The organism is Bacillus amyloliquefaciens DSM 7 = ATCC 23350 (genome assembly GCF_000196735.1).
In the GTDB taxonomy this organism is placed as follows: Bacteria; Bacillota; Bacilli; order Bacillales; family Bacillaceae; genus Bacillus; species Bacillus amyloliquefaciens.
Genome location: NC_014551.1, coordinates 222326 through 241893 on the forward strand (window position 1 = coordinate 222326; position 19568 = coordinate 241893).

The following is a 19568-nucleotide window of genomic DNA, read 5'->3' on the forward strand; positions in this document are numbered from 1 at the left end:
GTGAATGTCATGATCGCAGACGATCAGTCTATTGTAAGAGAGGGGCTGAAAATGATCCTGAGCCTCCACGAAGGAATTGAAGTATCAGGAGAAGCTTCCTGCGGCGAAGAAGTTCTCAATCTGCTTCCGCAAACCGAAACTGATGTGATTTTGATGGATATCAGAATGCCCGGCATGGACGGAATCGAAGCGACAAAAGCGGTAAAAGACAGATATCCGTCTGTGAAAGTCATCATTCTGACAACGTTTGAAGATGGACACTATATTTTTGCCGGGCTGAAAAGCGGTGCTGACGGTTACATCTTGAAGGATGCTGATTCAGATGAAATTGTCGCCTCTCTTAAAGCCGTTTGTGAAGGGAATATGATGCTGAACCCCAAAGTCACGGTTCAAGTCGTAAAAGCGCTCAATCATATGGACATCCCTGCCGTGCAGGAGGAACCGAAATCAAATCTGACGGAGATTCTCACGCCGAGAGAGCTTGATGTGGCAAAGCACATTATGGAAGGCAAAAGCAATAAACGCATTGCCGCAGACTTGTTTCTGACTGAGGGCACCGTGAAGAACTATGTATCCAGAATCCTCGACAAACTTGAAGTCACAAACAGAACCGAGCTTACATTATATTTGCAAAAAATGATATAACCCCCGCTTCACCCTCCTCTCTTTTTCTCTTCAAACATATGACGAAAGTAATATCCATATCGAGTACGAAAGTGAATAGAAAACAAGAATTTCAAAGAGTAGAATAAGTGCAGACATGATACAAGGAGTGCTGCACGAATGCTCGAATTAACCGATTTGACAAAGAAGTACGGCGATTTCACCGCCGTCAATCATATATCGCTGCGCGTCGAAAAAGGGGAAATATTCGGCCTGCTGGGGCCGAACGGCGCCGGAAAATCAACAACGGTGTCAATGATCAGCACCGTGCTCTCACCGACGGGCGGAACAATCTGCATTGACGGAACACCATTACAGGAACAGCCTGCGGCCATAAAAAAAGTGATGGGTGTCGTCCCGCAGGAAATAGCCTTATATCAAGCGTTAAGCGCAAAGGATAATTTGGCTTTTTTCGGGAGTCTGTACGGACTTTCCGGTAAGGAGCTCTATAAACGGGTTGATGAAGTGCTGGACATCATCGAATTAAAGGAACAGCGCAGCCAAAGAGTGTCTGAATTTTCAGGCGGTATGAAAAGACGGGTGAATATCGGCGCTGCTCTAATGAATGAACCGAAACTATTCATTTTAGATGAACCGACCGTCGGAATTGATCCGCAATCCAGACACCATATTCTTGAAACCGTTAAGACGTTAAATCAAGAAAAAGGGATGACCGTCATCTACACGAGCCATTACATGGAAGAAGTCGAATATCTCTGTGAAAGAGCGGCGATCATGGATCACGGCTCAATCATTGCTTGCGGGACGAAAGACGAATTGAAACAGTCAGCAAAAGCCTCTGATACCCTGATTGTGAATACAGAGGATCTGAATGATGAGGCCGTTCAAAAAATCCGCCGCATTCCCGGTGTGTCTGAGGCTGCCGTCAGCCATCAGAATATTTCTATGCTCGTTTCTGCGGCAGATCGGAATATCCTTGATATTGCGGATGATATCAGAAAAACCGGTATCACCATCAAGGGCATTCATTTTGAGGAAGCGAATCTGGAAAGCATCTTCCTCCGGCTTACCGGCAAAACGCTGCGGGATTCATAGGGGGGCGTCATGAAAACATTATTCAGGCTGATTTTATTAGATTTTCGGTTATTGACCAGGGAAAAGTCTTTCTATATAAAACTGATTCTGTTTCCGGCGCTGATGATTTTTATTTTAGGAACAGTTTTTCACGGCGATTCGAAAGTGAAGTCATTCAAGACCGCGTTTTATAATGCGGATCACGCGGAGAGTTCTTTAGGAGACGCATTAAAGAATGACGTTCTGAAACAAAATGATCTTATCCGTGTAATAGACATAAGCAGTTATCAAGAAGGGAAACAGCTTGTCGAAAGCGGCAAAGTCTCCGTTTTTGTATACGTGCCGAAAGGGTTTGCAAAAGCGGCAGAAAACAATAAAAAAACAAGTATCAAAGTCATCTCAGACCAACAAGACTCTGTAAACGGAGACATTGTTGAAATGATGGCCGATTCGTTTGTTACCAGACTAAAAGCGGAAAACAGTGAGGAAAAAGCGGTGCTGAAGCAGTCGGGACATCTGTCAAAGAAGGATGTCAGCAGCATAATCAGCGGCCTTTCCAGTGAACATGAACAGGCTGTCACCATACCGAAACGGACGGCCGGCAATCAAGCGGCTCCGATTGATGCGATGCAGTATTATTCAATCGCGATGGTCGTCATGTTCTCCATCATGACCGCGTTTGCGCTCATTCACGGCATAGTGGAAGAAAGACAGCAGCACACGTTATTCAGAATCAAATCAATGCCTGTTTTACATATACAGTACGTGGCGGGCAAGCTTTTGGGAATCATGTTTGCCATCCTTGTGCAAATGGCTGCCGTCATCATCGTAAGCAGCATCTTGTATCAGGTAAAATGGGGCAACTTATTTGAGATATTGCTGGTTACGATCGTTTATTCTTTTGCGATCGGCAGTATTGTGCTTCTGTGGGGGGTTACTGCAAAAAACCACGAGACCGTCTCAAGCATGGCGGCTCCCATTTTGTATGGATTCAGTTTTTTAGGCGGAAGCTTTATCACAAAGGAAAGCCTGCCTGACAGTTTGAAAATCGTGCAGGAGCTGATACCGAACGGGAAAGCCATAAACAGCTATGTAAGTGTCACCCAGCATGCAGGTCTGAGCGGTATTTCGGCGGATTTGGCAGAGCTTTTTGCCATCGGCGCTGTGTTTTTATGTTTGACCATATGGGTGTTTAAGCGGAAGGAGGCTGTTTCATGACGCAGCTGTTATTCATGATCAGACATCAGCTGAAACTGATGCTGCAAAATCGGGCCGCCATCTTTGCGACGATTTCCGTTCCGCTCCTCCTGACTTATTTCTTTTCCTTTTCTGCGGATGACAGTCAGCAGAGGGAAGTATATGTGGCTGATGCGGATCAGAGTGTCTTCTCGGGACAATTTATGAAAATGATTCAGACAGCCGGCCATGTAAAAGTCACGAAGGTAACGGAGGACGTTTTAAAGACAAAAGTCAATCATCAGGATATTTCCTTCGGATTGCTGATTGGCTCTCATTTTGAAGAGACATTATTTTCCAGAGACGAATTGAATGTTTCATTTATTCAGAATGAAGAAAAGGGTGATGCTGTTTTGACAGAGCAGCTGATTGCCCAGCAGGCGGGAACCCTGAAAAAAATAGTCCGCGATGCAAAGGTGATGTCCCGGACGCTGCACTCTGACGGGAAGCAGTCGGCGTCTGATCTGCTGAAGGATATTCAGGACCGTTCTGCCGTCACAGTTGACCGCCATCACGTTTATGCAGGCGGACAAGCGGCCGGCAGGCTCATCGGTTTTTTAGTGATGTTTATTTGGTTCGTTGCGGTCCAAAGCTTGCGGTCATTTATAGATGAACAAGAAAATCATACATATGCAAGATTGCTGAGTACGCCCGTTTCCTATACGGCATATGCCATCTCTAAGTTTGCGGCGGCGTATCTTTTCGGACTTCTGCATATTATAGTGATTCTCGCTGCGGGAAAATTCATGCTGCATATCCGTTTTGCCGATCACGTTCTTGCTGCGGGAGCGGTGCTTGCGGCCTGCTCATTTGCGCTCACTTCTGTAACGATGGCGGTAATACCGTTTATGAAAAGCCAAAAGCAATTCACATCGCTTGCTTCCGTATTTATAGCTGTCACGGGTTTATTGGGAGGGGCCTTCTTCACTTTAGATTCGGCTCCGGAGTACATGCGGACGTTGTCTTTGTTTACGCCTGAAAAATGGGCGATCGGCGCGTTTCAAAACAATGGGGGCAGCAGCACGCAGATTGCGCCGCTGAGCCTGTTTCTTGCTGCCGGCGCAGTGTTTCTGGCCTTGTCACTTTATTTGATAAGCCGGAATATGAAAAAACACGGTTAGGAGGATGACTGCTTTGTATATGGCAGAAGTAATCGGAATAATAGAAATGCTCGCGGGAGCCGCAATGAACGTATGGATCGGCAAACTGGGAAAAACCTTTTTCGGTAAAGATGACAGAAGTTCAAGGATCGTGTTAAGAATCTGCGGCATCTTTCTCATTATCAATGGTGCTTCCAGAGCGTTTCATATCTAGTTCACAAAGTTTTCCGGACTATTCACCTAAATGTAATCTTTTTCCTTGTAAATCATGTAAAATAGTAAGTGTTCTATGAAAATATGATAAAGGGAGGAAGAAACCGAAAAAGAGAATCGTTATGTTATTTGCCGCGGCTGCCGCTGTTTTAATGCTGGTAAGCGGATTGTGGGCCCCGTCAGCGTCTGCGGCGCCGGCTCCTGCTTTAACACAAATCCGTATTATCGGAGTGACCTCTGACGGACAGAATTATCAATGGGAAAATATCGGGCCGAACCAAATCAGCGCATCAAAACCGATGAAGGGCACTACGGGTTATTTAGCGGTATACTTCCAAGGGTATCCGAACAATAACACGATTCAGGCGTTTAACAACGGGACGAATATTACAAATCTTACGTCAAAAGCGCTGGAAGATGAATATACGAAAAACGGCAATATCATTACAGGCTACATTAAATATTACAGCGTTCCTCTTTCTTATGTCAGTTCAGGAACGTTCTCTTTCTCCGCAACGGGGCTGAATGGGCCGTATACACCGTTAAGCAGCGGATTTTTCTCTATTCAGGTACAGAATTAAAACAAACGCCCGGTGTGCAGATGCCGGGCTTTTATGTATAGTTTTTCTCTCTTTCCGGGAAGCTATTCTTAAAGAAGAGGGAGGGCTTACATGATGGACAAGACACTCGGGTATTTGCGCGAGTCGCTTTCAAACCATTTGGAGCATGACGTTTGCCGCGGGATTTATAAAAAGCTGCAGGTGAAGCATTATGCAAATGAAGGTGAGTTTGTGAAAGATCTTAATGATCTGGAAATGGATGCGTTAAATCAGGTGCTTGAGAAGGAAATCAAATATGCTGAGAACGAGCAGGATGAGAAGCGCACAATGGAATTGAATGAAGTATATGAGCTTCTGTTTTAAAAAGCCTCCCGGCTGACGGGGGCTTTTTTTTATTGTTTGGAAACAGTTTACAGTATCATCCAAATCTTTGTATAATGGATAGTTGTGACAAAAACAGACGGAGGAGAAAAATGAACGAAATAAAAAAACAGACGGTACTTGAATTGTCATCAGTTGAGAAAGCTTTGGTTTTTCTGGTGCCGCCATTAGTGGGGCTGGTCATCGGATGGTTTCTGCCGGTCATTGCGAAATGGGCCGTTTCATTGGATTGGCTGCCATTTCAGGGGCCGCTTGGAATCATCGCTTCTTTTCACGGATGGAAGGCTGCGGCTGTGACCGCCGTTATCGGTTTATTCGGAGGGATCTGGCTGACGAGGGCTGCTTTTAAAGAAAGTCTTGTGGCAGTCGTAACGGATAGAGAGGTGTCCTTAACCATACATAATGAAGAAAGCGTGTTTTCAAAAGACAGCATTTCCGGTGTGTTTACGGATCAAAAGCAGCTTGTTTTATTGGGGGCTGAAGGGCAGGAGCTTTTTCGGGAAAAGCTTGAGCCGGCCGTTGAAAAAGCAGCTGATGCATTTCGCGGGCATGGGTATGTCTGGCTGGGGACGGAAGATCCTTTTAAAGATGAATACAAACGGTGGGTGCCGGACATGCCGGATTTGGAGCCGGGGGCCAATGCTCTTTTAAAAGCGAGACAAAAAGCGCTGAAACAGGATGAGAAGGCTGATGCGAAAGAACTGAAAGCTGAAATCTCCAAACTGGGCATTACCGTGCGGGATCAAGGGTCACGCCAATATTGGCGGATCTATAAAACGCCGTCTGCATAAAAAAAGCTGCCGCCGTTTTATACGGCCGGGCAGCTTGGAAACAGATTATTTCTTCTTGTCATCATAGTATTGAACCGGGTACATGGAGCCTTCGGATACCATTTTGTTATCTTCAATATCTTCGGGATGCGGGTTGCCTGCTTTATTGACGGGAAATGATTCAATATCGTGCTTCCCGGAAAGCGATGTTTTCATATTGCGGATAAAGCTCTTCACCTTTTGGCGGTTTGATTTATCTTTGAGCAGATAGGAAGTCACTCCGACAGTCGACACGGCAAGTCCTGAAATGAGCAGTTTTTGTTTCATAATAAAAACTCCTTTCTATTTCTGGCTTGCAGTATTTATTCCCGCTTGGCGGCTGTTTAAACATCGAAGGGGAATTTTGGCTTTCCGCTTTAATGCGATAAAGATTGACAAATCTATTTTCAGAATAATATTATAAATATATGATAGTGCTGAAGTCATATTTTATGTGAAAGGTGTTAACTTTATGAATCAATTACATCGCAGAATGGGAACGTTTGCACTCATGATGGTCGGGCTTGGGTCGATGATTGGCTCCGGCTGGTTATTCGGGGCATGGCGGGCTGCTCAGATTGCGGGACCTGCCGCCATTATTTCCTGGATTATTGGTATGATCGTTATTCTGTTTATCGCACTTTCTTACAGTGAATTGGGTTCAATGTTCCCGGAAGCCGGGGGAATGGTTAAATACACTCAATATTCTCATGGGTCATTTATTGGATTTATTGCAGGGTGGGCAAACTGGATTGCGATTGTTTCCGTTATTCCGGTGGAAGCGGTGGCATCTGTTCAATATATGAGTTCATGGCCGTGGGACTGGGCCAAATGGACAAGCAATCTTGTTCACAACGGCACACTTACGGGAGAGGGGCTCGGCTTTGCATCTGTATTGCTGATTATTTACTTTTTACTGAATTATTGGACAGTTAACTTATTTTCGAAGGCGAATTCATTGATTACCATCTTTAAAATCATTATTCCGGGGCTGACAATCGGGGCTTTGCTGTTTACCGGTTTTCACGGCGGAAACTTCACATCAGGGGCAAGCATTGCGCCGAACGGCTGGGCGAGCGTGCTGACGGCGGTGGCCACATCAGGTATCGTGTTTGCGTTTAACGGGTTTCAAAGCCCGATTAACATGGCCGGAGAAGCAAAAAATCCCAGCAAATCGATTCCGATTGCGGTTGTCGGTTCGTTATTGGTCGCAACCGTCATTTACGTCCTGCTGCAAATCGCGTTTATCGGTGCGGTTGAACCTTCAATGATCGTTCACGGCTGGAGTCACCTGAACTTTAACTCTCCATTTGCCGATTTGGCGATCGCGTTGAATATTAACTGGCTTGTCATTATCCTTTATGCGGATGCGTTCGTATCTCCGTCAGGAACAGGTATCACCTATACCGCTACGACGTCCCGCATGATTTACGGCATGGAAAAAAATAAGTATATGCCGAGCATTTTCGGAAAGCTTCATCCGCTGTACGGCGTGCCGCGCCAAGCGATGATTTTTAATCTGATCGTATCGTTTATCTTTCTGTTTTTATTCAGAGGATGGGGTGTGCTTGCTGAAATCATTTCCGTTGCGACACTGATTTCTTATATCACGGGTCCTGTGACCGTTATGACGCTGCGGCGGACGGCTGCGGATTTGTACCGGCCTCTCCGTCTGAAAGGCCTCAGCGTGGTTGCTCCGCTCGGCTTCGTATTCGCGTCTCTCGTGCTGTATTGGGCGCGCTGGCCGTTAACGGGGCAGGTGCTGTTTATCATTTTGATCGGCCTTCCGATTTACTTCTACTACCAAGCGAAAGCGAAGTGGAAAGGATTCCGCCGAAACTTTAAAGGCGGCGTTTGGATGGTTGTCTATCTGCTCAGCATGATGGTCATTTCATGGCTCGGAAGTGAAAAATTCGGCGGTCTGGACATCATTCCGTACGGATGGGATATGGGACTGATCGCAATCGTTGCCCTTGTTTTCTATACGTGGGCGCTTAAGAGCGGATACCAAACGGAGTATTTGAAAGACGCAAAGCAATCAACGATCAATTAAAAGGCGGACAGGCGGAAGCCGCTGCCGGAAAAGAATAATGATTATGCAAACCTTGCGGTAAACGTCCCGCAAGGTTTTTTATCGGGCAAAAAACATGGATGCGGCATCATCTCCGAACCCATGTGGCTCGATACAGGCGTGTCGATGAATGAGCAAGCCTAACGACAGAACAATCAAGACCAGTATTCTTTTTTCTCATGATTTCTCTGCCTTATCAATAACTGTTGTGAAAAATGACACTCTATCATTTGGCAGCTAATTCAATACTTAATACTTTCGATCTGAAAAGTATGAAGCCGGGAAAAAATCCCGTTAAATAGATCGACAAAATTTGAAAACCAAGCAAAATTCACTTATTTTGACGAGTCTGAAATTTTATTGTTAGAATTAAACAGGTATGGTAAAAATTAAAATATACTCCTATCAGAGATCTTGAAAAAATGATTAACAATGCCCATGTTTCTGAATATGACTTTTTTATGATTAAGAAAAACAAAGAAGTAGGGAGTGATTAGATACATTTTTTAAATGGCTAGACAGCAGAGTGTGTATACATAAGGGAAATTAAATTCACAAAGGAGAATAATAATGGATGAGCTAGATCTTGCTTTTGGTATTTTACCGCTTTCTATTATCGTCTTATCGATTATATTCACTTATATTTTCAAAAAGGTGTATATAATGCCGCTTGTCAGTATAGTTGTTTCAGTCATATTAATGTTCACTGTTTTTAATCTATCCTTCTGGGGATGGGTTGTTGTCTATGGTTTAATATCAATAGTATTATCATATATGACAAATAGTATAAGAAAGAAAATAGATAATAGAAATAAATAATTATATCCTTTAATGCAAACCTTGCGGTAAACGTCCCACAAGGTTTTTTATCGGGCAAAAAAACATGGGTTCGGCATCATCTCCGAACCCATGCGGCTTCATTATTTATATTCTTTTTTGACCTTTTGGAATATATCCGCATAGTTGGTAAACACACCGGTTACGCCCCAATTCAGCAGACGGCGCATGTCCGCTTCGCTGTTTACGGTGTAAGGGTGCAGCAGCAGTCCGTGGCTGCGTATGTTCCGGACGTTTTGAGCGTTCAGCGCTTTGTAATCCGGCCCGATTCCGACGGCATATGTTTTGATGTCCGTTAAATCTGCGTCAGTCATTGAAGTCAGCTGTTCCGCTTCAAGCAATTGGACGGCGGGAAGTTTCGGATCAAGCTTTTTGATTTTCAGAAGGCTGTCCTTACTGAAAGACTGAATGATGACTTGTCCGGGTTTCGCATGCTTTCCTGCCAACTTGTACTTTTTCAGTGAAGCGATCAGCTTTTCTTCCATACCCGGATACGTTTCAGGCGCCTTTGTTTCAATATAATAGTTTGCATGTCTGCCGAATCGTTTTAACACGTCATCAAGTGTGGGTACACGAAGTCCCGCGTATTGCGGTTTTGCTTTTTCCGGATAGGCCTTATTGAACCAAGAGCCGGCGTCGAGCTTTTGAATCTCGGCTAATGTATGATCTTTCACCCAGCCGTGTCCGTTTGTGGTGCGGTCCAGTTTTTCGTCATGCATGACGATCAGCTTGCCGTCTTTTGTCATTTGTAAATCCAATTCAATATAGTCAGCCTTCATTTTTTGCGCAGTTTCATAAGAAAGGATCGTGTGCTCCGGCACATATCCCGAAGCACCTCGATGGGCAATGGTCAATATTCTGTCAGGAGACAAGAGATTTCCTTTCCCCGCTGCTGATACAGGCGTGACGATGAATGACAATAAACCGAATGAAAGCAAAACCAAAGCAAACAACTTATGTTTCCGCATGTTTTCTTCCCCCTTAAAAAAATCAATATCTGTCTCTAGCGTAGAAGATAGTTGTAAATCCTGTACTGCAAAAATATTAATCTTTTATGTTGTTTTCTTACGCATGCTCCGCCCGTTTGCCTGTATTCCACGTCATTGCCAAGAAGACGATGGACAGCAAGCATGAGGTGACAAGCATGATAAAGCCTCCGTTCCAGTCAAAGCGGTCTACGACATAACCCATGATGGCGTTGGCGAAAGCGGAGCCTCCGATGTAGCCGAAAAACCCGGTTAAGCCGGCTGCCGTTCCCGCCGCTTTTTTAGGAGCAAGGTCAATAGCCTGAAGCCCGATAAGCATGACAGGTCCATAGATTAAGAACCCGATGCTGATAAGCGCGATATTATCGACGAGCGGATGACCGGCAGGGTTAAGCCAATAAACCAATACAGCGATAAATACACCGGCCATGAACAGTACGCCTGCAGGTGCGCGGCGGCTTTTGAAAAACCGGTCGCTGATCCAGCCGCACAAAATCGTTCCCGGAATTCCCGCGTATTCATAAAGGAAATAAGACCATCTGGAATCTTCAGGAGAGAATCCTTTCGCTTCCGTCAAATAGGTCGGCGCCCAGTCAACAACACCGTACCGCACGAAGTAAACAAACACATTGGCAAATGCGATATACCACAGAAATTTATTATTCAGCACGTATTTAAACAGAATTTCTTTGGTCGTCATCTCTTTTTCCTGGTCTTTAAACGCATGTTTCGGATAGTCATTCCGGTATTCCTCAATCGGCGGAAGCCCGCATGATTGCGGAGTGTCCCGAACGAGAAGAACAATCACAAATGAAATGACAATGGCTATGATGGCCGGAAAGAAAAACACGCTTTTCCAAGTAACAAACATAGCGATGCCGAGTGTCACGAGCGGGGCGAGAATACCTCCGCCTATGTTATGGGCGACATTCCAAATCGACATTTTCGTACCGCGTTCACTGATGGAAAACCAATGAGCCATCGTCCGTCCGCAAGGCGGCCAGCCCATTCCTTGAAACCACCCGTTAATAAACATAAAAATGAACATAATCGTCACACTTGAAGTGACCCATGGCATGGAAACAAATAAAATGTTTACGACACCTGACAAAAACAGACCTGTCGCAAGGAAATATCTCGGGTTGCAGCGGTCAGACACCATCCCCATAATAAATTTGCTGAAGCCGTAAGCGATTGATACGGCCGCAAGCACCAAGCCAAGTTCTCCTTTTGAAAATCCTTGTTCCTGATGATAAGGAATGGCGAAGGCAAAGTTTTTGCGAAGCAAATAATACCCGGCATATCCGATGAAAATCCCTAAAAATACTTGCAGCCTGAGCCGTTTATAGGCCGCATCCGTCTTTGAATCATCCAATCTCTCAATATGCGGAGCCGGCTTGAACAATTGAAACATCATATCCTCCCCTTTGCTGAACGTCTATCATGATGTATGTATGACTCCTTTCCTTGAAAATGACAAAAAGAACCAGAAATCACCCTCGTAAAAGGGCGGGTTTTTCTGGCTCTCCTCATCTCCATCCAAAAATTATTAACTTGTATATGATAGCGCTTTCTTAAATTATCACAGTCCGGCGTGATTGTAAACGCTTTATGAAAAGTTTTCATTTTTTTGAATAAATAACCGAAGGGAATATCAGCCGGAACGCGAAAGGATTTGAAGTACTCGTTTTTGTACTCAGGCATAAGATGTGTTAGGCCGATTTAAGAAAAGCGAAGGGAGTGCATCTGTTGATTGATGAATTGGATTTTGCGTTCGGTGTTCTGCCGCTTTGTATCATCATCTTGTCAGTCGCCGGAACGTATCTGTTTAAAAACGCGTTCATTATGCCGGCTGCCGCTTTGGCCGTTTGCCTTATATGCACCTTTACCGTATTGAATTACTCGTTTATCGGGTGGGCCGTTGTGTACACGCTTGTCTCATTCGCGTTATCCCATATTACGATGGTGGTGATCAAACAAAATAAAAAATAGGATCGGCGGCAGCCGATCCAGCTATCATAAGCAGAGATGAGGCTCTGCTTTGTTTTATTTATGAATGTGCAGGAATTCCTTAATGACAGCGGCCTGTTCTTCTTTCGGATACGTGCTGTACAGATGGCTGGTTAAGCGGACGGGGTCTCCGAAGAAGTATCGTTCATATTGTGTCTGTCTCGTGCCGAAGGGGCTCATGGTCAAATCCCATGCCAAACGGAATACTTTCACCCGATCCTCAGCGTTCAATTCGGCCGCCTGTAAATATTGGTCAAGGTCTCCCCTGATATCTGAATGGAACGCTTTTTCAGTCGGCAAAGTCACCATTCCGCTTGCCCCGATCAGCTGAATGATCTCCGTGAACCGCGGGTAGATATCAGGAAAAATCGCGCTGACAATACGAAGCGGAATGACACTCGGTCGCATATATCCCCATTCATCCGTTTCCGCATCATTCTCCGACTTTTCCAAAAGTGCTTTCATCGTTTCCAGACCGGTGATGATCTCAGCCATCTTTGCATGAATATGCTGATACTCGCTGACATCTATCGTATCGACAATCGTCTGGGCAAGGCCCAGGAGAAACTCCGTCTTTACGATTTGTCTCGTGATGACTTGATGAAATGCGAAGGCGTTAAAAGAGCTTTTCATATTAAAATCAAAAGCCGCATCGTAATTATCATAATAAAATACGCGTTCCCAAGGGACTAAAACGTTATCAAATACAACGATAGAATCCATTTCTTCATATCGGGAGCTGAGCGGATAATCAAATGATGATTTTCCCAGTACGAAAGATTCCCTGCAGATGAATTTTACTCCCTTTGTATTGGATGGGATTGAAAAAGCGAACGCTTCATCCGATTCAAAATACATCTTAGGCAGAGAAACGACGAGCACTTCATCTGTCAGGCCGCCTTGTGTGGCCAAAAGCCGGGCGCCGTGAATGACGAGGCCTTTTTCATTTTTTTCGATGACTTTTGCCGAGATAGGGGCAGGTGACACGTTTACACCCATTTGCGAACGATTTACCTGGGGGGTGATAAACGTGTGCGTAAAAGAAAGATCCTGTGCAACAGCGCGTTCGTACAGCGCCTGAACATGTTCAGGAAAACAATGATCCCGGTCTTTCAAAATCGCGGCAGAAGAGGCGAAACTCATCAGCACGGTATTCATGTAATCCGGGCTCCGTCCCATCATTCCATGCGTGTGCCTGGCCCAGTGCTCGAACATTTTTCTTCTTCTTTTTAAGTCTTCTTTTGTTTTCGGCTGCAGGTATGAAAGCCCGGCCCGTTCTTTTTTACCGGGAAGACTGTAAGTCATCTGGTCTTTTAAGCCCGGTTTCGTCTGCAAATCATAAAGAGAGCGCTTCGTTTCCAGAAGGCCCTTAAATGCAGGATGTTCAGAAATGTGTCCCTCGATCTTTTCACCGTCAAGCCAAATTTCATTCTCAAGCCGGTTTAATCGGTCAATAAACATTTTGCCATTAATGATACCCATCATGTCGCCCTTCTTTCTTTACAGATCCACTACCTCATTATATTGAAAACGAAATGGGGTGTTCCGGTTATTTCCAAAGGGGAAGAGCCTTTTTCGGCTAGGGAGGCTGAAATGATTGCATAATAAAAACCCCTTACGCAGAGGGGGTTTTTAACTGATCATGTCTTTGTATCTTTGTTCGAGGACGAAGTCTATCATTCCGGTGATACGGGTGTTTTCAGCGTTTTTTGTAAAGTGAGGAATTGAGTGCAAAGGTCCTTTTTTGTACAGTTTCAGCAGTTTTGTAAGATACATTAAGCCTCTGGCGAATAAAAAAAGCAGGAGATACGGAAAGAGGCGGGGAACATGAACATAGCTGACTTGACCTGAGAAAAGTGCTGTCAGAAACATGGCAATAATGCTTCCGATAAAAATCCATTTCATAAAATCAAATAATGAGAAGTCAGGTTTGGAAAACTGTTTTTTTCAGCTTGAATAACTTCTCGGTATCCTGTTCTTCAAGACAATTCATCATGTTTACAAGACCTAGTCTGCTTCATGCTTATCATCACTTTTTTCCCGCTTCTTTTGATTCATTTAAAGATGTTCCGATATAAAAAAGGCGTGCCGCGGTGTAAAATGGCTATATTGATAAATATGGAGGTTGAGATGGATCAAGATTATATGACTGAGCTTGTCTCGGTCCAGCTGAAGAAAATCCGGTCGGAGAGAGGCTATACACAAGAAAAAATGGCGGATGTGATCGGCCTTTCTAAAAAGGCGCTGGTGCAGATTGAGAAAGGGCGGGCGCTCGCGGAATGGCCGCATGTTGTAGCGGTTTGCGCGCTTTTCAGATCAAGTGAAACACTGCAATCCGTATTAGGAGATGATCCGCTGGAGGTCATTGAAGCGGTTGCTCACCGAACAATTGACAGGCCGAAGGGGAAGACGATGGGCGGCAGGGTGTGGTGGAAAGCCATCGAGAAAAAAGGCGAGTTCCGCTTGCAGCAGCATTTGATTTCCCATCATTACCGCATCCTCGATTCTTATGATGATTTGTGGTTCAGCAGTTTTGAAAAGGCGGATGCTTTAGAGCGGCTTGATGAGCTGTTTTTGGAGGCGGAGGAAGCGAAGCGCTGACGCACCTCCGGTTGATGTATTTTCTGACAAGTGGGAAAATACATGTAAATCCCAACCAAAGGAGAGATTCGAATGAAGCCTGAAGATATCGTGCGAAGCGGCCCGAATCAGTACATATGCAAGGAAGGGATCGCAAAAGAACTTCCCGGGCTGTCGGAGGTATTCAGAAAACCCGTTATTGTGACCGGAATCAAGTCCTATCAGGCGTTTGCCGATTACAGCGGGGGTTCTTCCTGGGATGTGATTCAGCATAAAGGATACTGTTCACCTGAGGCGGTGCGTAAGGTCTGTGAGCAGGCGAAAGGTGCGGATGTGATCATCGGTATCGGAGGCGGCACGATTTTGGATTTGGCAAAAGCGGCGGCAGACCGGCTTGATATTGAGGCTGTGATGGTTCCTTCCATTGCGGGTACGTGTGCGGCAAGTACACCGTTAAGTGTCATGTATGATGAGAGCGGCAATTTTATCAGAGTGGATTATCATAAGCGTTCCAGCTATTTGACGCTTGTTGATCCGCTGTTTTTGCTTTCCTCTCCCATTGAATATATGAAAAGCGGGATCGGTGATACGCTGGCGAAATGGTATGAGGCTGAGGCGGTCATCAGAAATACGGAGGCGCCGCCGCTGATGGCTCAGGCGGGGCTGAGACAGGCGGAATATATTCGCGATCTGTTATTGCGTTACAGTGAAGCAGCCGTCGAAAGCATGGAGAAAGGCAGGCTGTCATTGCCGTTCATCCATACGGCGGAAACGATCATTATGCTTGCGGGAACGGTCGGCGGGTATGGAGGCCGTTTGTGCAGGATGGCAGGGGCGCATGCGGTGCACAACGGGCTCAGTTTTCTTCAGGAGACACATCAGGTGCTGCACGGCCAGAAGGTTGCTTACGGCATATTGGTGCAGCTCGCGCTTGAGAATCGGAGTCATGAGATTGAAGAGCTGCTTCCGTTTTACCGCCGGCTCGGATTTCCCGTCAGTCTCTTTGATCTCGGCATCCGTGACAGCCGTGAGGAAGCCAAGCGACGCATCGCTTCTCACGCCTGCCGGGCGGAAGAATCATTATGCTTAATGGGGCAATATGGCGAGAAGGACGTGTCAGCGGCGATTGAATCGCTCGAATCAGCGCAAAAGACAGGATAGAGCTTATGATCTATCTTGTCTTTATTTTTTGAATATTTCCGTTATAATGAGTGGGGTATAGAAAGGGAGGGGCCAAAAGGACATGTATCAGGCGAAGAAGATATTGTTATTAGGATCAGGCGAGCTGGGGAAAGAAGTCGTCATTGAAGCGCAGCGGCTCGGGGTTGTCACTGTAGCCGTTGACAGCTATGAGCATGCCCCTGCCATGCAGGCCGCGCACAAAAGCTATGTGATTGATATGCTTGATAAAGCGCAGGTCAGAGAAGTGATTGAAAAAGAAAAACCAGACTTGATCGTGCCGGAAGTGGAGGCGATTGCGACGGATGAACTGCTGAAGCTTGAAGAAGAAGGCTTTCACGTCATTCCGAATGCGCGTGCGGCAAAGCTGACGATGGACCGTGAAGGCATCAGACGGCTTGCGGCAGAGACGCTGCATCTTCCGACTGCCGGCTATGAATTCGCGAATACATATGAAGAATGTAAAGAAGCGGCGGAAACAATCGGCTTTCCGTGTGTGGTAAAGCCGCTGATGAGCTCTTCCGGAAAAGGGCAAAGCGTGTGCCGCTCGGCTTCCGAACTAAAAAGCTGCTGGGACATGGCGATGGAAGGCGGACGGGTGAAAAACGGCCGGGTCATCGTCGAGGAATTCATTCCGTTTGAATCGGAAATCACTCTTTTGACAGTGCATGCGGCGAACGGTACGTCCTTTTGCGCGCCGATCGGCCATGAACAAAAAGACGGCGACTATATGGAATCGTGGCAGCCTCATCATATGACGGAACAGCAGGTTGAAGAGGCGAAACACATTGCGAAAAGCATAACGGATGAGCTCGGCGGATACGGTTTGTTCGGGGTGGAACTTTTCCTTACTCAAGATAAAGTGTATTTCAGCGAGGTGTCTCCTCGTCCGCATGATACGGGGCTCGTTACGCTTGTGACGCAGAATTTGTCAGAGTTTGCGCTGCATGTCCGCGCGATATTGGGATTTCCGATTCCGGAAATCACCCAGCTGTCGCCGGGGGCAAGCCGTCCGCTGAAGGCATCAAAAGAGCTTGCCGATTATGCGGTTGAAGGTTTGGAGAAGGCTTTGGCGGTTAAAAGCACTCAAGTCCGCGTATTCGGAAAACCCGTCACAAAAAACGGTCGCCGTATGGCGGTTGCGCTTTCTGCAGCCGAGACGGTTGAAGAGGCGAGAGAAAGAGCGGCCGAAGCACTCAGTCATTTATCAGTCACATAACTATATCTTAAGAGGCGTTTTTACCGTAATGGTAAGGCGCCTTTTTTGTTTGGACAGACTATATACTGGAAAACGGGGTTGTGAGATAATGTATGAGGCCGTTTTGTGCCGGCTTTATAATTCATGAAACTTTTTATGTCCGCAATCGTTATATGTAATGTTCTCATTTAACAGAGGAGAAAATAACAATACACCATATGGTCTTTCATCTGTGAAGAACGGACAATCCGCATCGCGGCATGGAATAAATTAAGCAGGGTAATCCGGAATAGAGATAACGCCGATTGCTTACCTTAATATGAACGGCGAAAAAACAAAAATCACCAGATTAGATTGTTCAAATAACACCAAATGCTGTATAATAAAAGAATTTGAATGATAGCATTGAAGGAATTTCATTTTATGTTTCCTTAAAATGGAGTCTTTATGCATACGCAGTCCGATTTGATATGGTTTTAATTGGAGGTTTGTGTAAACTGTGAATTATATACCTAGTATGATTACAATTGGAAATTTTATTTGCGGGCTTCTATCGATTCATTCCCTTTTGTATCATAATATTCACTCTGCGGTGATTTTTATTTTCACCGGGATGTTTCTTGATTTCTTTGACGGTTTGGCCGCCCGTAAGCTGAACGCGGTATCGGAGATGGGAAGGGAGCTTGACTCTTTTGCTGATCTCGTGACGTTCGGCGTGGCGCCGTCTATGCTCGCTTACACTGTTTCACTATATACGCTTCCGTTCATCGGAATTTTAATCGCGCTTTCCTACAGCATTTGCGGGATGATCCGGCTTTCGAGATTTAATATCGAACAAAGCAAGCTGCCGACGTTTATCGGGATGCCGATTCCTTTTGCGGGCATGTGTCTTGTCATTTTGAGCTTCATCAATAACGCTTTTCTTCTGGGAGCGGGAACGATTGCGCTCGGATATTTAATGGTCAGCAACATTAAATTTCCCCACTTTAAAAAACAGGCGCCTGAAAACCTGGAGAGCAGAAGATGGAACTAGTTCAGCAATTAATTTCCGATTACGGATATATCGCGATTTTTCTCATGCTGACACTTGGTATTATCGGATTGCCTATTCCGGATGAAGTCATGATGACGCTAGTGGGCTACTTCACGCATTTAAAAGTGCTCAATTATGAGCTCTCCATTCTTATCAGCTTTATCGGAGCGCTTCTGGGGATGATCATCAGCTACTTCATCGGCAGAAAAGCCGGCCGGCCCTTTATTAATAAGTTCGGGAAATGGGTCGGCCTGAAGGAAAAGAGGATGGAGAAAGTAGACAGGTGGATGAAAAAGTACGGGCCGTACACCATTATTTTAGGTTATTTCATCCCCGGCATCAGACACGTGACATGCTACTTTTCCGGAATCGGCAGAATGGATTTCAAAACCTACCTATGCTTCGCCGCCATCGGAGCGTTTTTATGGTGTTTTATTTTTATTACTATAGGAAAATTCATAGGAGTAATCAATGTTTAATACTGCCGCTAAAGTTCTTTATCGTTCATTGATTGAACTGACTAATAATCGATTGACGTCTTATCTCATTAAAAACTTCTGTGAATCGAAACTGAGCAAGCCGATGATTCCGCTGTTTTCCAAACACTATCGCATCAACTGGAATGAAACGGAACGCACAGCTTCTGACTTTGATTCACTGGCGTCATTTTTCATTCGTGATATTAATTTGAATCTCCGCCCCGTGGCAAAAGAGAAGAACGCCATTGTCAGTCCGGTGGACGGCGTCGTTCAAACGGTGGGCATGATTAACCCGAATCAAACCTTCATGGTAAAAGGGAAAGATTATTCGTTCGCCGAACTGACGGGGTTTAAAAGCGCCGATCACAAATACAACGGCGGCTATTTTGCCGTGCTTTACCTGAGTCCGAGACATTATCACCGCTTCCATTCCCCCGTCAGCTGCACGTATCAGAAGCTGGCCGAGCTTGGGAAACGCTCCTATCCCGTTAATACGATGGGGCTGAAGTACGGAAAAGATGTCCTCTCAAAAAATTACCGCTATGTGTACGAGCTGACCCGAGCTGACCAGCAGATGCTCATGATTCCGGTAGGCGCGATGAATATTAACTCCATCGTTCAGACCAGCACCGGAAACAAGCTTGAAACGGGTGAAGAGCTGGGCTATTTTTCATTTGGATCGACCGTTATTTTAGTATTCGAGAAAGATATGTTTACCCCTTCGGATAACCTGACAGAAGGCCGCGAATTACAGGTCGGCCAGATCATCGGTTATGCGGAGTCACAGGAGGAGGCGTCCGCTTTATAAAAGCTGCTCCTCTTTTTTATATGGTGTAAGGAAGTGACAATATGGCAGAAAAGGATTTGGCAAAGCTGATAGAGCAGTACCAGCATACAGGCGGCCAGCAAGTTCTTGAAGCCGTGCGGGACGCCTGCTGGCCTGTCGTCGAAGCGCTCATATCAGAGCTGGCTGAAGACAGCGCCGATGTCCTGCGGGAAAAAGGCCGTGACCGTTTTCCGTTTATTATCGGCAAGTACCAGACCGCTGCGGGCCTGCCGCTTGAGACCTTTTTGCGCAATACGTATCGGTTTTATTTTCAGCAGGTGTTAAAAGGCGAGGCATGACTGGAAGAAAGAGTCCGGACGGAAATGTTCATCTTTCGCCCGTTTTCCTGTATGATATAGTAGAGTGTGCGTG

General features: G+C 45.6%; 21 protein-coding genes and 1 pseudogene. 18 read left to right on the forward strand and 4 right to left on the reverse strand.

The genetic code is table 11. From position 1 onward, the window contains the following. The 8 genes from BAMF_RS21435 to BAMF_RS21470 all read left to right on the forward strand — a co-directional run bounded on the left by BAMF_RS21435 (position 1) and on the right by BAMF_RS21470 (position 5979). Positions 1-645, forward strand: coding sequence for a response regulator transcription factor (locus BAMF_RS21435; RefSeq protein ID WP_013350867.1), 645 nt, complete (start codon positions 1-3; stop codon positions 643-645). Positions 646-783: 138 nt separating this feature from the next. Beyond that, positions 784-1719, forward strand: a complete 936-nt coding sequence (locus BAMF_RS21440; RefSeq protein WP_013350868.1) for an ABC transporter ATP-binding protein — start codon at positions 784-786, stop codon at positions 1717-1719. A gap of 9 nt (positions 1720-1728) precedes the next feature. Beyond that, positions 1729-2916, forward strand: coding sequence for an ABC transporter permease (locus BAMF_RS21445; RefSeq protein ID WP_013350869.1), 1188 nt, complete (start codon positions 1729-1731; stop codon positions 2914-2916). After that, entirely contained in the window at positions 2913-4055 is a 1143-nt protein-coding gene (locus BAMF_RS21450; protein WP_013350870.1) for an ABC transporter permease, read from the forward strand. The genes BAMF_RS21445 and BAMF_RS21450 overlap by 4 nt, the downstream gene beginning before the upstream one ends. Positions 4056-4068: 13 nt before the next feature. Next, positions 4069-4248, forward strand: a complete 180-nt coding sequence (locus BAMF_RS21455) for a hypothetical protein (protein WP_013350871.1) — start codon at positions 4069-4071, stop codon at positions 4246-4248. Between the two features lie 121 nt (positions 4249-4369). Continuing rightward, entirely contained in the window at positions 4370-4828 is a 459-nt protein-coding gene (locus tag BAMF_RS21460; RefSeq protein WP_013350872.1) for a DUF4879 domain-containing protein, read from the forward strand. A gap of 93 nt (positions 4829-4921) precedes the next feature. Further along, on the forward strand, positions 4922-5170 hold the full coding sequence (locus tag BAMF_RS21465) for a sigma-G-dependent sporulation-specific acid-soluble spore protein CsgA (RefSeq protein ID WP_041481694.1): 249 nt from the start codon (positions 4922-4924) through the stop codon (positions 5168-5170). A 110-nt stretch (positions 5171-5280) separates the two neighbouring features. Beyond that, entirely contained in the window at positions 5281-5979 is a 699-nt protein-coding gene (locus BAMF_RS21470; protein WP_013350874.1) for a YqeB family protein, read from the forward strand. 45 nt (positions 5980-6024) lie between these two features. Here BAMF_RS21470 and BAMF_RS21475 read toward each other — a convergent pair whose 3' ends face one another. Beyond that, positions 6025-6285 carry a hypothetical protein gene (locus tag BAMF_RS21475; protein ID WP_013350875.1) on the reverse strand — a complete coding sequence of 87 codons (261 nt, stop codon included), beginning with the start codon at positions 6283-6285 and terminating at the stop codon, positions 6025-6027. Between the two features lie 184 nt (positions 6286-6469). Here BAMF_RS21475 and BAMF_RS21480 point away from each other — a divergent pair. Both BAMF_RS21480 and BAMF_RS21485 read left to right on the forward strand, forming a co-directional pair. After that, positions 6470-8088: pseudogene (locus BAMF_RS21480) on the forward strand (APC family permease). Between the two features lie 550 nt (positions 8089-8638). Continuing rightward, on the forward strand, positions 8639-8887 hold the full coding sequence (locus tag BAMF_RS21485; RefSeq protein ID WP_041481587.1) for a DUF2651 family protein: 249 nt from the start codon (positions 8639-8641) through the stop codon (positions 8885-8887). A gap of 101 nt (positions 8888-8988) precedes the next feature. Here BAMF_RS21485 and BAMF_RS21490 read toward each other — a convergent pair whose 3' ends face one another. Both BAMF_RS21490 and glpT read right to left on the reverse strand, forming a co-directional pair. Continuing rightward, on the reverse strand, positions 8989-9873 hold the full coding sequence (locus BAMF_RS21490) for a glycerophosphodiester phosphodiesterase (RefSeq protein WP_013350877.1): 885 nt from the start codon (positions 9871-9873) through the stop codon (positions 8989-8991). 97 nt (positions 9874-9970) lie between these two features. Beyond that, a complete protein-coding gene (glpT, locus tag BAMF_RS21495; RefSeq protein ID WP_013350878.1) occupies positions 9971-11305 on the reverse strand; it encodes a glycerol-3-phosphate transporter in 1335 nt (444 codons plus the stop codon). Between the two features lie 335 nt (positions 11306-11640). Here glpT and BAMF_RS21500 point away from each other — a divergent pair, with 335 nt between their 5' ends. Beyond that, positions 11641-11883, forward strand: coding sequence for a DUF2651 family protein (locus BAMF_RS21500; protein WP_013350879.1), 243 nt, complete (start codon positions 11641-11643; stop codon positions 11881-11883). A 54-nt stretch (positions 11884-11937) separates the two neighbouring features. Here the strand turns inward: BAMF_RS21500 and hpaB are convergent, their stop codons facing one another. Next, positions 11938-13383, reverse strand: a complete 1446-nt coding sequence (hpaB, locus tag BAMF_RS21505; RefSeq protein ID WP_041481588.1) for a 4-hydroxyphenylacetate 3-monooxygenase, oxygenase component — start codon at positions 13381-13383, stop codon at positions 11938-11940. A gap of 648 nt (positions 13384-14031) precedes the next feature. On the opposite strand from hpaB, the gene BAMF_RS21515 reads away from it, so the two are divergent. The 7 genes from BAMF_RS21515 to BAMF_RS21545 all read left to right on the forward strand — a co-directional run bounded on the left by BAMF_RS21515 (position 14032) and on the right by BAMF_RS21545 (position 19495). Continuing rightward, entirely contained in the window at positions 14032-14502 is a 471-nt protein-coding gene (locus tag BAMF_RS21515; protein ID WP_014469668.1) for a helix-turn-helix transcriptional regulator, read from the forward strand. Between the two features lie 72 nt (positions 14503-14574). Continuing rightward, positions 14575-15642 carry an iron-containing alcohol dehydrogenase family protein gene (locus BAMF_RS21520; protein ID WP_013350883.1) on the forward strand — a complete coding sequence of 356 codons (1068 nt, stop codon included), beginning with the start codon at positions 14575-14577 and terminating at the stop codon, positions 15640-15642. Between the two features lie 82 nt (positions 15643-15724). Then, positions 15725-16879, forward strand: coding sequence for a phosphoribosylglycinamide formyltransferase 2 (gene purT / locus BAMF_RS21525; protein WP_013350884.1), 1155 nt, complete (start codon positions 15725-15727; stop codon positions 16877-16879). A gap of 478 nt (positions 16880-17357) precedes the next feature. Then, positions 17358-17891 (forward strand): CDP-diacylglycerol--serine O-phosphatidyltransferase, encoded by a 534-nt coding sequence (gene pssA / locus BAMF_RS21530; protein WP_013350885.1) that lies wholly within the window; start codon positions 17358-17360, stop codon positions 17889-17891. Continuing rightward, a complete protein-coding gene (locus tag BAMF_RS21535; protein ID WP_013350886.1) occupies positions 17882-18370 on the forward strand; it encodes a DedA family protein in 489 nt (162 codons plus the stop codon). Before pssA ends, BAMF_RS21535 begins: the two co-directional genes overlap by 10 nt. After that, positions 18363-19178, forward strand: a complete 816-nt coding sequence (locus tag BAMF_RS21540) for a phosphatidylserine decarboxylase (RefSeq protein WP_013350887.1) — start codon at positions 18363-18365, stop codon at positions 19176-19178. Before BAMF_RS21535 ends, BAMF_RS21540 begins: the two co-directional genes overlap by 8 nt. Before the next feature lie 41 nt (positions 19179-19219). After that, positions 19220-19495 carry a hypothetical protein gene (locus BAMF_RS21545; RefSeq protein ID WP_013350888.1) on the forward strand — a complete coding sequence of 92 codons (276 nt, stop codon included), beginning with the start codon at positions 19220-19222 and terminating at the stop codon, positions 19493-19495. The last annotated feature ends 73 nt before the right edge of the window (positions 19496-19568 follow it).

Bases quoted from the DNA above. Each gene is read 5' to 3' on its own strand.
- BAMF_RS21440 (WP_013350868.1), top strand. From the start codon at position 784: ATGCTCGAATTAACCGATTTGACAAAGAAGTACGGCGATTTCACCGCC.
- BAMF_RS21445 (WP_013350869.1), top strand. From the start codon at position 1,729: ATGAAAACATTATTCAGGCTGATTTTATTAGATTTTCGGTTATTGACC.
- BAMF_RS21450 (WP_013350870.1), top strand. From the start codon at position 2,913: ATGACGCAGCTGTTATTCATGATCAGACATCAGCTGAAACTGATGCTG.
- BAMF_RS21460 (WP_013350872.1), top strand. From the start codon at position 4,370: ATGTTATTTGCCGCGGCTGCCGCTGTTTTAATGCTGGTAAGCGGATTG.
- BAMF_RS21465 (WP_041481694.1), top strand. From the start codon at position 4,922: ATGGACAAGACACTCGGGTATTTGCGCGAGTCGCTTTCAAACCATTTG.
- BAMF_RS21470 (WP_013350874.1), top strand. From the start codon at position 5,281: ATGAACGAAATAAAAAAACAGACGGTACTTGAATTGTCATCAGTTGAG.
- BAMF_RS21475 (WP_013350875.1), bottom strand. From the start codon at position 6,285: ATGAAACAAAAACTGCTCATTTCAGGACTTGCCGTGTCGACTGTCGGA.
- BAMF_RS21485 (WP_041481587.1), top strand. From the start codon at position 8,639: ATGGATGAGCTAGATCTTGCTTTTGGTATTTTACCGCTTTCTATTATC.
- BAMF_RS21490 (WP_013350877.1), bottom strand. From the start codon at position 9,873: ATGCGGAAACATAAGTTGTTTGCTTTGGTTTTGCTTTCATTCGGTTTA.
- glpT (WP_013350878.1), bottom strand. From the start codon at position 11,305: ATGTTTCAATTGTTCAAGCCGGCTCCGCATATTGAGAGATTGGATGAT.
- hpaB (WP_041481588.1), bottom strand. From the start codon at position 13,383: ATGGGTATCATTAATGGCAAAATGTTTATTGACCGATTAAACCGGCTT.
- BAMF_RS21515 (WP_014469668.1), top strand. From the start codon at position 14,032: ATGGATCAAGATTATATGACTGAGCTTGTCTCGGTCCAGCTGAAGAAA.
- BAMF_RS21520 (WP_013350883.1), top strand. From the start codon at position 14,575: ATGAAGCCTGAAGATATCGTGCGAAGCGGCCCGAATCAGTACATATGC.
- purT (WP_013350884.1), top strand. From the start codon at position 15,725: ATGTATCAGGCGAAGAAGATATTGTTATTAGGATCAGGCGAGCTGGGG.
- BAMF_RS21535 (WP_013350886.1), top strand. From the start codon at position 17,882: ATGGAACTAGTTCAGCAATTAATTTCCGATTACGGATATATCGCGATT.
- BAMF_RS21540 (WP_013350887.1), top strand. From the start codon at position 18,363: ATGTTTAATACTGCCGCTAAAGTTCTTTATCGTTCATTGATTGAACTG.
- BAMF_RS21545 (WP_013350888.1), top strand. From the start codon at position 19,220: ATGGCAGAAAAGGATTTGGCAAAGCTGATAGAGCAGTACCAGCATACA.